This window comes from Sphingomonas jeddahensis (assembly GCF_001981525.1).
Taxonomy (GTDB): Bacteria; Pseudomonadota; Alphaproteobacteria; order Sphingomonadales; family Sphingomonadaceae; genus Sphingomonas; species Sphingomonas jeddahensis.
Window position 1 is genome coordinate 96,472 of sequence record NZ_MPSB01000005.1, and the last position, 12,395, is coordinate 108,866.

Here is a 12,395-nt window from a genome sequence, read left to right on the forward strand (position 1 = left end):
CTCAGTTCTTCCCCCCGACCGGCACTTCGGTCACGTTGTTTCCTCGCGCGATCCGCACCACCGGTCCGGAGACACGCACCGGAGCCCCCGGATAGGCAGTGGCGGGCGCGGCCCCCGGACCCGGCGGCCCGGCCATCACCATCGACGGCTGCTCGCTCTTCCCCGGAACCGTGCGGCGCTGGAAGCGCGACACGTCGGCACCGACGGCATAGGTGGAGTTGCCGGTCTGCGGCGCGCTGGCGAGTTGCAGCATCATCGCGCGCTCGGCCTTCGGATCGCTGCCGTCCGGCACCTTCACCGCGCCCGAGGCAATCGCCTGCTCCAGCTCGGCGGCGTTGTCCGCGATCGAGCGCAGCGACAGCGAGATCGAGCCAAGCGTCTGCGCCACCGCGATCTCCTCGGCGATCTTGGGCGTCGCCTCGATCGTCACGGTGGAGAAGGTGCGCACGACGGTGTTGCCGGCCTCATCCTTTTCCTGCTTGGTGCTCTGGTCCGTGGCGAGCACGCGCAGGTTGCGCATGATCGTCTCGGCGGCCTTCAGCGGCGGGCCATCGCCGCCGCCCTCGACGGTCTGCGTCAGCAGCAGGTCGATGCGGTCGCCCGGAAAGACGAAGCCCGCGACCGAAGACTGGGTCGACACCGGCACGGTCACGGCGCGCATGCCCGGCCCGAGCGCAGCGGCGAGGAAACCGCGATCGCCCGGCTTCACCAGCGCGCCCTGCGTCACCGGCTGCCCCGCGGTGATGGCGTTGCGCACCACCGTGCCGAGCACGTTCTTCATGTCGAATTCGGCGCCTTCCTGGAAGTAGGCCCCTTCGACCAGCTCGGCCGGCCACGGCTGGAACTTGATCGATCCGGGATCGATGATCGTGCCAATGGGAAGCGCTCGCGTGGCGACCAACACCTTCGGTCCCGTCGGTACCGGAGCCTCGCCCGGCACGGCCATCGCCGTCGGCGTGCTGGTGCCCATGATCAGCGTGCGTGCCATGAAGGCAGTGATCGCCGCGACGATGAGCGCCCCCACCAGCAATATGACCTTGCGACTATCCATGAAATAACGTGCCTTTCGCCTCGGCGCTGGCCAATGTTGCCCAAGATGCGGTATAATTACGTGAAGTGGTTAAGAAGCGGTTCGCGCAGCCCCATCAAACCGGCTATTGCGATGGCAACGCCGTATGGGATTTCCGGCGTGCCGCCAGCTTTCCGGAACCTGTGATCAATTAGCATCACTATCGTCAGTGCCCCGCCAACTAGCGACATGACGACCAGCAATCGAAGCAACGGCGTGATCGGCAGCCACAATGCGATCGCGGCGATCAGCTTCACGTCACCGCCGCCCATCTGACCGAAGTGGAAAGCAACCGCGAACAGCACCAGCACCAGCAGGGCGATACCAAGCTGCAATGCCATGTCCGGCCACGGCGCCAGGCCGATCGACACCCACCACAATGGGGCGAGCAGCGCGATCACCGCATTCTTCCAATTGGCGATCTCGCGCACGCGCGCATCCTCAATGCCCGCCGAAACGAGCAGCAGCCCCAGCACCGCCGGCAGCCCCCAGGAAAGAAAATCCCACCCCATGCCGGGCAAGCACTAGACGGAATGGCTTGCGAAACCGTAACCACGCGATCTCGCGATGAATACGCATGCCCCGACCCGCCGTGCGATCCCCGCCGACGCGACGATCGCCCATTGGCGGGCACGCGATGGCTGGCAGCTTCGCCGTTTCGACTGGCGCGCCGCCAAAGCGGGGAGCCGTGGCGGCATCCTGTTTCAGACCGGGCGGGCGGATGTGTTCGAGAAGTATTTCGAATCGTTCGCGCATTGGCATGATGCCGGCTGGTCCGTCACCGCATTCGACTGGCGCGGGCAGGGCGGATCGGGCCGACTTTCCGCCGATCCCCATGTCGGCCATGCCGATAGTTTCGCGCCGCTGATCGCTGACCTCGCCGCTTTCTGGCAGCAATGGGATGTGGCGGGGCCGCGCGTGCTGATGGGGCATTCGATGGGCGGCCATTTGGCCTTGCGCGCGATGCTGGAAGGTGTCGTGAAGCCCGACGCGGCTGTTCTGATCGCACCGATGCTCGGCCTGAAGGGACCGATCGGGTCGCGTTTGGCCGAGCGGCTCGCACGGCTGATGCGGGCGCTAGGTGATCCGGCGCGCCCCGCGTGGAAGGCGAACGAGCGCCCGGCGAGCCTCACGTCACGCCAAAAACTGCTGACCAACCATCCCGAACGCTATTCGGACGAGCATTATTGGTACGAGCAGACGCCGGAGATCAGGCTCGGCCCGCCGAGCTGGTCATGGCTGGTCGAAGCCTTTGCCTCGACTCGTGCGCAACGCGAAGATCCGCGGCTGGCGACGCTGGGGATCCCAATCCTGATGCTGGTCGCCGATGCCGATGGCCTGGTCGATCCGAGGGCCGCGGTCGAGGTCGCCGGGCGGCTTCCGAACGCCGAATTGCTGCGCTTCGGGCATGAATCGGCGCATGAGATATTGCGCGAGGTCGATCCGGTACGCGACCGTGCGCTGGCCGCGATCGACACCTTTCTCGCCACAAACGCCCGATGATTTGGGACATCGCCATTGTCGGCGCTGGCATCGCCGGCGCGACGCTCGCTGCCGAAATCGGCGATCGTGCGCGCGTGCTGCTGATCGAAGCGGAGGATGTAGCCGGCTATCACGCGACCGGCCGGTCGGCGGCGTTCTGGTCCGAGACTTACGGCGGCCCGGGCATCCAGCCGCTCACGACTGCGTCGGGCGACGCGCTGCGCGCCGGCGGTTTCCTCGATCCGCTCGGCTCGCTGCATATCGGTCGGGCGAGTGACAAGGCGCAGGCGGCGGCGTTGCTGGATGGTTTTGCAGGCAGCGGCGTGGCGCTGCACGCGGTCGATCCGCACGATTACGTTCCCGGGCTGCGGCCGGGCTGGACGATCGGCATCATGGAGCCGACCTGCTCCTATATCGATGTCGCGGCGCTTCACGCCGATGCGCTGGCGCGTGCGCGAAAGGGCGGGGCGCAACTCGTCCTGCGTGCAGCACTCACGTCGGCGCAGCGTGTGGATGGCCGCTGGCAGATCGGGACCACGGGCGGTGGCTATGAAGCCGCAGTGCTGGTCGATGCGGCTGGCGCCTGGGCGGATGGCGTCGCCCGCATTGCCGGCGCATCGCCGCTCGGCGTCCAGCCGTACCGCCGCACCATGGTGCAGCTGAAAACCGACCCCGCGCCGGCTGCGGGCGTGCCGCACGTTGTTCACGTCGGCGGAGACTTCTATTTCAAACCGGAGGCGGGCGGGCGGCTGTGGCTGAGCCCGCATGACGAGGCTCCGTCCGATCCGACCGATGCCCAGCCGGAGGAGCTCGACGTGGCCGTGGCGATCGACCGATTCGAGCAGGCGGTCGATTGGCGAGTCACGCAAGTTGAACGGAAATGGGCCGGCCTGCGCAGCTTTGCCCCGGATCGTTTGCCGATCTACGGATTTGCCGCACACACGCCCGGCTTCTTCTGGTTCGCCGGGCAAGGCGGCTTCGGCATCCAGACCGCTCCTGCCGCCGCCCGGATCGGCGCGGCCCTGCTGCTGGGTGAAGATCCGAACCTGGATCTTGACATCGAACGCTACGCACCAACGCGGTTCACCTAACCCCATCCTCCCCGCGCCGCGGGAAGGAAAAAGAGGATCTACCTGATGGATCGGGCATAAGTTGTCCCGCCACTGCCTTTTCCTCTCTCGTGATGTGGACGACCCATCGATTGGAGAAGATGTTCGGCACCTCCTCATAAGTTGTCCAGCGCCATGATGGTTCAATCGCATAACTTGTCCCGAGGCAGGGCAACGCCGGCAGCGCTTGGCGCCTTGCAGGTGGGGGCACGCGAAGCGCGTGCCCGGTCGCCCGTTCGGCGCCAGCCCGGCAGGGTAGGCACGTGGGGGTTCGGTGATGGCAGTCGCATCCCATCGCCTGCGAGGGTATTCTTCATCTGAGCGGCGATGGCTGAGATGTATGTGTTAGCCTCCTGCTCCGTCGGGCCAACGACCACGCGATCGCACGGCTTTTTCGCGTTGCGGTGGTCTCGCAGAACCTTGTCTACCAGCGGCGAGAGCGACGGGCCCTGAAGCAGTGCCGCACGCTCCAGGAGGTCGACGAGCGAGAAGTGATATAACGGCCGGTCGCGTCCTTCGGTCGTGTTCCGGACGTCGACGAACCGCACGGCTTCGGTGCGCCGGAGATGGCGCAGGTGGTAGTCGGTGAAATGATCGGGATTTCTATCCCAGATGGCGGTGACGAATGTGCGGCAGCGGTGCGCGATAGCGAACACGTCCTTCTCGAGAACCGCTTTGACGCGGTGCTCCAGCGCTAGGTTGCGGACGTCGTCGAGGTGGAACCACATCTCCGCGAGCTTCGGCCGCTCGATGGTCGATCGTGCACGGATGCGTCCATCGAGGAACGCCCTGATGAAATCCAAGCGCGGCCAACCGCCGCCGTGGAACTTTCGGCATCGCGCGAAGATCTCGAACCCGAACATCTCCGTATCGCTGTCCACCAACTCGACTCGGGAGGCGATGCGATCGATGAGAGCGTCGACATCAGACTTGAGGAAGTTGCGTCCTCCGCGCCGAGCGACCAGCACGTCGTCGATGCCGAGTTCTTCCACGTCGACTGGCACCAGCAGTTCCTCGATCATCCAGTCCGTCGGTCGGTGCGTCGATGTCGGATGGTTCAGGGATCGCGCGGCTCGATCAAGCGAGATCGTCTCGTGGGTGTTGTTCCAGCGACGCAGCACCTCCTGCTCAACGAGATCTGCAAGACGCTCTGCCTCGTGGCGATTGGCGTAGTCCTTGTCATCAAACAGTCGAATCACGCCGTCGAAGATGCGCGCGAGCAACGGGGCCTGCGGCGCCACTCCGATGGCGGCGGCGAGCTTGCGGCGCGTCAGATGCGGCGCGATCTTGCGCCCGACCGGGCTGTCCCGTCGATGCGAGGCTTTGCGCGGTTTCACGCCGTGCCTCTCCTGGCAGAACAGCTCCACCGCCTCCGTCATGCAGGCGAGTGGGATGCCGTCGATGCCGCGGGGAGGACGGCGCAGCGTGCGACCGATGGCGGTGGCGAACACGCTGTCGGCGTCGTTGGTGCCGGCCGCCTCGTTGCGACAGGCGACATTGGACAGCAGACGCGGATAGGCATCGCTCCACGACATGAGGTACGGTGCCGCTGCCTCAATGAGGTCCGCCATGCTGGCAACGTCCGCGTGGTCGGCGGCGACGCGCACCGAGCCGTAGACCGCCCCCCTCGGCTCGACATGCCGATCTTCCGATGCCGGCGTGGTGTCGGCCACGCCCACGACGTGCGCGATGCTGAGGATGTCGGACAGCGGCAGCCGACGAAGCACCGGATCGAGTTCGTCGTGGTCGCATCCGGAGATCGCCTTGTCGACGATCCTTCCATCGAGATCAGGCCTGGCCTAGCCGGACTGGCATCAAGTGTCGCGAAGGGTGAGCCGCAGAGGCAGCTGGTCGAGATCCTGCTGCCCCTATAGCGGGGTGAGAGCGGCTTCCCGCATCGGCAGGTGTCGACCAGCTGCTTGGAATGCCTGAGGCACACCGGTGCGTGGGCGATGTCCCAGCGCTCGAGCATCGGTCGACCCTCCGCCAGGCAGGCGGGACAGACGCGCAGCGCTCCGTGGACGACCAGGTGATAGCGCAGGGTCTGTCCGAGCATGCGGATGGCGCCGCTTTCCCTGCCGAGCCGGACCTCGTGGCGGCGCATGCCGGACAGGGTGGCCTCGTTGAGGCCCAGTGCTCCCGCCAATCGCGTCCACTGCTCGTCAGAGAGCATGAAGCTCGCCCGGACACCGAGGTGCTTGAGCATTGCGGCGAACGATGCACAGAGGGCGTCGGCCTGGCGGCCGATCAGTCCGACGACGCTCTCCTCCTCCATCGGTCGGACGACGAGCGGCAGCATGCCGCTTTCACGTGCCACGGTCACTCGGCCTTCCAGCCGCTCTTCTTCCGCGCAGGACCCTTGGCGGAGGACAGGATGGGTGCAGGGAAGGGGTTTACGACGACGCGACCCTTCTCGTCCTCGTCCACGAGCAGGTTGGACTGCAGCAGGTTGCGCTGGTCCTCGATCGAGCGGTGCAGGTGGTGCTCGCGGATGCCGGCGTCCCCCTCCACGATGGCGAGTTCGGCGGCGTAGGTGATCAGGTGGTGGATCTGGCGCAACAGACCGTAGGTGGCGATGTGGATCTTCTCGGCCAGGCCGCCCTTCGCGAGGCCGCTGAAGTCGTCGAAGGGCAATTCGTTGTCCAGCTTCTGGAGGAAGGCTTCGAACTCCTTGATGCCTTCCTGTCCCTCGAACCGGTAGCGCGGGATGCTAATGTTGAACGGTGTGAGGCTGGCCAGTTCCGGGTTCTGATTGGCGTTGACGATATTCAGCACCTTGCGGGTGCCGATCATGGCGAAAGGGATGTTCTCGTCCTGCGTGCCGTCGGGCCATTCCGGTGTGCGGTCCTTCGTCTTGCAGAGATCCTTCACCCATTCGGCGATGCGGTTGGACCGGGTCTCCTCCCGGATGTTTCCGGCGTCAGTCAGCGTGTTGTGGAATTCGTCGAGCATCACGAGCTCCACGCGCTGTCTCACGAGGTTGTACTTCGCCTGGCGGGCGAGATCGGTCACGTTCGCCGCCTGCAATCCCTTGGTGATGCCGAGGCCCTTGAGGATGGACTGCGCGACGGCGCGAGGTGACGAGCTGTGGCGGATGTCCACCAGGATAACCGGCCGGACGATGTTGCCGTCGTCGTCACGCCTGGTGGGGTTGGCCGCGAGATAGCGGGCGAAGATCTTGGACTTGCCCACGCCCGTTTCGCCGGTGATCACGGCGTTGCGCGGCTCGTCGTAGATCCGTCGGGACTGCCGCATCCGGTCGAGCATCGAGGCGATCTGCGTCTCGATGTCGCGTTCGACGAAGAGCTTGCCCAGATGCTGCAGGCGAATGTCCTGTGGCATCTGCGACCACGGGATATCGTCGCTCATGCCCTGTAGCCCTTCTTCCTGGTCGGTGCCGCCCCGTCGGTGTCGAGGACGCCCGGCGCGCTGGTGTCGACCGTCTTGGTGGCCGTAAGATTGATGCTGGTTTTCCCGCGCGGATCGCCGCGTCTCCTACGGTTCTGCCGTGGAGCGGGCTTGGCCGCAGCCTTGGCGACGGCCTTCTTCGCCTTCTCGGCGACCTTCGCCTCCTCCTGACGCGTGTGCGCATCGGAGCCGGGCACTGCCGTGGAGGCGTCGCTTCCCGCACGCGCGATGCGGTTGACGCCCTCCATGCGCGCGACGGTCTGTGCCGCCCTGACGGTGCCACGGCGGCCCTGCATCTGCTCGCGCATCATGGCGATGAGCTCGGCCTTGCACTCCGTCAGCGAGTCCGCCTCGTTGGCACTCCTGCTGCTCTCGCGGGCGAACTCGCGGATGCGCCTGTGATGCCACAGCGACAGGCCGTTGGCGTAGTCCTGCCACTTGGGCGCGACGGGCACGCGGATGGTCTCGTCTAGGTGGGGCAGGACCACGTGGATGACGCCGAGATTCGCCGGGTCGACGTGGAACTGGATCACGCCCCCCTGACGATCCAGCGCCTTCTGGAACTTGGCAGACTTGCGCTCGGCGAGGAGGCGCTTGGAGAAGAACTGCATGTTCTCGTAGTTGATGCCATGCCGACCGGGGACGGCGGTTTCGGTCCGTCCGAACAGGTGGTTGACGCGCTGGACATCGCCGACGCTCCGCACGGGGAACTTGCGTGTCAGGTCCCGCCAAACGTCGATGCGGCGCTTGTTGTTATGAGTTCGCTCTCCGCCCCTCGGATAGATGTCGATGAAGAACTTGTGCAGCGCGTGGTCGAGGGCCGACACGGTGACGACCGTGTCCCTCTTCGGATCGTAGCCCATCTTCATCAGCGCGTTGTGAAAGGTCGTTCCCGGAGCGATGTGGAGGACGGACTCCGACATGGTTCGGATCATCCGCTCGATCGCGCCCTTCAGCCACGGCTTCTTTCGGGCCATGATCAGGATGCGGTTGATGCCGAGCTTGGTCGCCATCATGGCGATGCTTTCGGCGAGATTCTCGAGTCCGCGGTCGAGCACCAGCGTCTTTGGCACGCCGAACGTCTCGCATTTGTGGCGGATGGTCCAGCCGGCGGTCTCGTTCAGCTCCTCGACGTAATCCTTGCTCAGGACGGCATTGCGGAGACTCTGGCTGAGCGCCAGGATGCTCGGTTTCTCGAAGGTGGTCGTCCAGCTGAGCGGCATGCCGGTGCAGCGGTCCTTGCCACCCACGAACGTCGCGCGTCCCAGCGGCAGCATCGTCTCGTCGTCAACTACGAACAGGTCGGTCACGGTGGCGTCGAACTCTGCCCGGTCGAGTGGCGCCTGAGGTGCCTTCTGCGCTTCGGCCGAGCCGTAGGTGATGAAGGCAGACTGCTCACCATAGCGGCGCCTGACTACCTCTTCCTGGTCGAACTCCGCGACGCAGTTCTCGATGGCGGTGACCCCGGCCTCGGGGAACGCCGACAAGCCGATGGCCGCCCGCTTGACGTTCTCCTTCTTCGTCTCGACCGCTAGCCAAGCCTTGAAGTCGTAGATGTTGATCGCCGGCCGCTGAAGATACTGCTCGTCGACCTTGGCGATGATGAACTCGAGGAAGTCCTCGTCGTAGCGGCGGTCACGATTGCCCTTCGCCCGGTGACGAGGCGTTAGCTTCTCAAGCGTCGGGTTGGTCCCGCCCTTCACCACCAGCCGCTGTACGGTCTTCAGCGAAGGGGCCGGCACGGGGTTGCCCATTCGGCGACCGCGCAGCCTAGTCCAGTTCTGACCGTGGCGCTTCCAGGTGTCCGCAATGCAGGACTTCCACTCGCCAGCCCGGTTCCTAGTGCCGTAGAGACCGCATTCGTGGATGGCTTTGACGTAGATGAGGGCCCGTCGACCCTCCTCGAGGTCCTCCGGACTGGCCTTCGTCACCCCATGGATCGCCGAGGGCTTGCCGTCGGCGGGCACGACGCCATCCCCGTCGTCAAGGACGACTTCGCCAAGACGGATCCGCTTCTGCAGCTCGAAATCAGTGAAGTTGACGACCTCGTAGGTCGTGTCGGACCGCCACTCCGTGCGTGCTTCCTGGCGCCGTTGAAAGTCCCAGTGCTAATTGATGTATTTGATGGAGGCGCCGACTACGATGTTCGCATAGCTCATGGCGTCACCTCGGACCCGATTGGATCGTGCGGCCGCCTGCTAGGCAGCAACGTGTCGGGCAGGGCGCGGCGGTCTGGGAAGCGCACCATCGCACCCTCGTCCACCGGCGCGTCGTGATCGAAGAAGACATGACCGGACGCGATCAGCGACAAGACCTGCTCGAAGGTCGTCCCGTCCATGCCGCCAGTGCGCCTGACTTCGGTGAGCAGGTCACGAATCACCATCCTTCCCTTGCGCAGGATGCTGCCGGCCGCAGGCGCAGCGTTTCGGGAATGTCGGGGCGGAACTGGCGCCAGATCGTCTCGATGCCAGGCAGCCGACGGTCCGCGAGCATCTCGCCGCCGAGCGCCAATCGGTAGTCGTAGCCACAGTCATTTGCCAACTTGGCCGCGCAACGCAGACGTTCGATGGTGTCGGGACGAGCCGCCTTGTCGTCGGGCTTGGCCTCCACCAGTACGCCGACGCCATCCAGCACCATGGCGTAGTCAGGCACGTGGGAGAACAGGATGCCCGAGCGCGTGGAGGTGGTGATTTTGGTAGGCTGCGCCGTGATGGCGGTGATGCCGGGATCCATCTCTGCCAGCATCGAGACCAGTAGCTCGTTCTGCGACTCGCCGGGCAGGTATCCGAGAGGGTGCTTTTGAGTGCGACTCCAGCCATTGCAGATGACGGAGGAGCGCCTGATCACCCGGCGGAGCGGTGTGAGCGAGATGTTCAGCCCGTCAGGCCATCCTTCCGCATCAAACTTGAGGCCCATGAGACATACTCTTTTAAGAGTGCAACATGGCCGATCTAGGTGCGGTGCTGGTTTCGGTCAACATACTCATCTAAGAATGCAACATGGCGATGTCCCAAGACGATCCGGATGATTGGCTCGAAACGCTGATGCACGAGGCCTGGCCCGGTGGGCCTCCGATCGAGGAGTTGGCGATAGCGCGATCGATGTCCCCTGATCGTCGGCTCGTTGCCTCCCAGCGTCTCGATGGCGTCTTGGACGAGGAGCGAGGCCGGTCATTGTCGAATGCCGCAGCGAGACTGGGCATGGACCGGATCGCCTTCTTCCGTCTGCGCCAGCGATGGAAACGCAGCCGTTCGCTTCGGTCGGTCGTCCCCTTCATGGGACGTGCCCCGCGCAAGGTGGGCCATGGCAGGCAGGAAGAGGCGGGCATGGCCTTGGAACTGCTGAAGGCGGAAGGCGGCGTGGTGACTGCCCCGCATCTCGCCGACCGACTGGTTGCGGAGGCGTCCGCGCCGATGTCGAGGCAGACGGCGACGAGGCTACTGCGGGAGGCTTCGGCGCGCCTCTCCGCCGGATACGAGGAGCTGGCCACGACACTCGGAAGGGAAGCCCTTGTGGACTTCAGCGGCACCGCCATGCGCATTCTTCCCGAGGACGGAGGCGGTATGCTGGCCGTCTGCCTAGGTGTCGAAACCGCCAGCCGGGTTATCGTAGGATGGGCTGCTGGGCCGATCGTGCGCTCGGAGGCCATGCTGTTGGAGACGTGGCGCGGCTTCGAGGAGGGCTTTGGCAACGTCGGGAAATCCGAACGCGCCTTCGGCCGCTTGAAGGTCATTCTACCCGATGTACTCGCGGCATTCGGAGCTGTGGCGTTCTCGGCGGTGCCTGGCGGCGTCGTGGATGCACTGTCAGACGGCGAGCGTCGCTTTGGACGTGGTCTCGTTGGGCTTCTCGGCCACAGGGTCGGACGCGTCAGCCTACATCCCCGCGCGTATTCGCGGGGCGAACCGCCCATCCACGGTTCGGGCGCCCGCACGCTCCGCATTATCGACGCAGCCGCACTAATGGGGGAGGCCGTGCGTGACCATAATCTTGAGCGCCGCGTCGCCCTTATTGATGCCGTCTCCAAGGTGGATCCGGCCCTGGCCGGACAACTGAGTCTGCAGACCGAAGGGTTGGATCACATCACTGCGGTGCGGACCGTTCTGTCTGCAGTGCCGTCATGGCGAGACGGATGCGATCGCATCGCCGCGGCGGCGGCTCAGGCCGGGCGCTGTGCCGACATCCTCGCGGCCCGCATGTCCGTTCGTATCCCGCTACAGCCGTGACCAGCCAGTCGCCTGTGTTCTGCTGGTCAGTGCGTGATCCAGCGCTCCAGGACGAGGGCCTTAGCCTCATTGAGCGAGAGTGGCGTCGCTCCGGCCGGCAGCGTCGCTGGGCGCTGGTCTCGGGCGCGACCGGCGAGTCGCGGCTTGATCCTGATGCCTGCGATGCGCTCGGCGAGCATCGTCATCGCCGGCCCCTTTCGTCCCAGCCGCTCTCGATCGAAGAGCCGCAACTTCAGCGGCATGTCGCGCAGATCGTCGGCCAGTCGCTGCCACTCGTCGCCGGGAAAGACTTCGGCGGCCAGCATGGCCTCGGGTGTGATATCGGCCACCATCGTCGACCTGGCGATCGCGACGGCGGTGCGGGCTGCCATGGCGGATGGGCTGTCGAGGTCCAGGTCGACGCCTACGACCGATGCGTCGTCCATGCGCAGCACCAAGGATGCCACGGGCATTGTGACGCGGTCACCATCTTTGACAGGCAGGTCGAGCGCCACGTGATCGATGGCGAACGTGGCGCCGGCTGCGAAGGACGTGTCGGGAAGGCGCGCCCCAAGCAGTTTGCGCAGATGGGTGCGGGACGTGTTCCAGCTCGGCATCTCGACGCCGCGCGCCGCTCCCAATTCGGAGGCCTGGTCGATCACGCGCTGCAGCACCGTCTCGGTCGTGGTTTTCGAGACCTCCTCGAAGATGTCGCGCTGCTCGTCGGACAGCTCGTCCCTGCGGTGGCGCGGCTTACCTGCGCCTTGCAGCATCTCTGGCTGCTGCATGGACGACCAGGCCCTCGCCAGATTGTAGAAAGAGCTGAGCGACAGACCGAGCTCGGCGGATGCTGCCTTGGCGGCCGCCAGCCCAGGTGCCTTGAGGTAGCCGCGGAGCACGCGGATGCGTCGGGAAACCTCCTCGCGCCGATGGGGCGCGACGAGCCGCAGGTTCGGTTCGTCGGAATCCATGGAATTCCTCCGTTGCATGGTTTGTGGATGTGCGTGGGCGAGCGTCGACGAGCGTCGTCGGCGCGGTCTCGGTCGATCGTGTGCTGTTCGAAGCCACGATTCCCGCGGCGACGATTGCCGTGACGCGTCAGCGGCTCTGATGAGGCCCCGC

The 12,395-nt window shown here is 65.4% G+C and carries 11 protein-coding genes and 1 pseudogene; 3 read left to right on the forward strand and 9 right to left on the reverse strand.

The window, feature by feature from the left end; translation table 11 throughout:
• Position 1: 1 nt before the first annotated feature.
• Entirely contained in the window at positions 2–1,051 is a 1,050-nt protein-coding gene (cpaB, locus tag SPHI_RS07345) for a Flp pilus assembly protein CpaB (protein WP_076744248.1), read from the reverse strand.
• 56 nt (positions 1,052–1,107) lie between these two features.
• Positions 1,108–1,581, reverse strand: a complete 474-nt coding sequence (locus SPHI_RS07350) for an A24 family peptidase (RefSeq protein ID WP_076744249.1) — start codon at positions 1,579–1,581, stop codon at positions 1,108–1,110.
• A 55-nt stretch (positions 1,582–1,636) separates the two neighbouring features.
• Between SPHI_RS07350 and SPHI_RS07355 the strand changes: the two genes are divergently transcribed.
• Positions 1,637–2,572, forward strand: coding sequence for an alpha/beta fold hydrolase (locus tag SPHI_RS07355; RefSeq protein ID WP_076744250.1), 936 nt, complete (start codon positions 1,637–1,639; stop codon positions 2,570–2,572).
• Positions 2,569–3,642 carry an NAD(P)/FAD-dependent oxidoreductase gene (locus tag SPHI_RS07360; protein ID WP_076744251.1) on the forward strand — a complete coding sequence of 358 codons (1,074 nt, stop codon included), beginning with the start codon at positions 2,569–2,571 and terminating at the stop codon, positions 3,640–3,642. Before SPHI_RS07355 ends, SPHI_RS07360 begins: the two co-directional genes overlap by 4 nt.
• Positions 3,643–3,803: 161 nt before the next feature.
• Here SPHI_RS07360 and SPHI_RS15265 read toward each other — a convergent pair whose 3' ends face one another.
• From SPHI_RS15265 to SPHI_RS07390, 6 genes and pseudogenes are all read right to left on the reverse strand, one after another.
• Positions 3,804–5,387, reverse strand: coding sequence for a hypothetical protein (locus SPHI_RS15265; RefSeq protein WP_233130780.1), 1,584 nt, complete (start codon positions 5,385–5,387; stop codon positions 3,804–3,806).
• A gap of 197 nt (positions 5,388–5,584) precedes the next feature.
• A pseudogene (locus SPHI_RS15485) lies at positions 5,585–5,959 on the reverse strand (TniQ family protein); the annotation flags it as partial.
• A gap of 20 nt (positions 5,960–5,979) precedes the next feature.
• Entirely contained in the window at positions 5,980–7,029 is a 1,050-nt protein-coding gene (locus SPHI_RS07375) for an ATP-binding protein (protein WP_076744254.1), read from the reverse strand.
• Entirely contained in the window at positions 7,026–9,035 is a 2,010-nt protein-coding gene (locus SPHI_RS07380) for a transposase family protein (protein ID WP_144036170.1), read from the reverse strand. The genes SPHI_RS07375 and SPHI_RS07380 overlap by 4 nt, the downstream gene beginning before the upstream one ends.
• A 188-nt stretch (positions 9,036–9,223) precedes the next feature.
• Positions 9,224–9,448 carry a hypothetical protein gene (locus SPHI_RS07385; RefSeq protein ID WP_158049649.1) on the reverse strand — a complete coding sequence of 75 codons (225 nt, stop codon included), beginning with the start codon at positions 9,446–9,448 and terminating at the stop codon, positions 9,224–9,226.
• A complete protein-coding gene (locus SPHI_RS07390) occupies positions 9,445–9,984 on the reverse strand; it encodes a hypothetical protein (RefSeq protein ID WP_076744257.1) in 540 nt (179 codons plus the stop codon). The genes SPHI_RS07385 and SPHI_RS07390 overlap by 4 nt, the downstream gene beginning before the upstream one ends.
• A gap of 83 nt (positions 9,985–10,067) precedes the next feature.
• Here SPHI_RS07390 and SPHI_RS07395 point away from each other — a divergent pair, with 83 nt between their 5' ends.
• Positions 10,068–11,294, forward strand: coding sequence for a COG3415 family protein (locus SPHI_RS07395; protein WP_076744258.1), 1,227 nt, complete (start codon positions 10,068–10,070; stop codon positions 11,292–11,294).
• 26 nt (positions 11,295–11,320) lie between these two features.
• On the opposite strand, the gene SPHI_RS07400 is transcribed toward SPHI_RS07395, so the two are convergent.
• Positions 11,321–12,244: a hypothetical protein gene (locus SPHI_RS07400; protein WP_076744259.1), complete on the reverse strand. Its 924-nt coding sequence runs from the start codon at positions 12,242–12,244 to the stop codon at positions 11,321–11,323.
• Between the last annotated feature and the right edge of the window lie 151 nt (positions 12,245–12,395).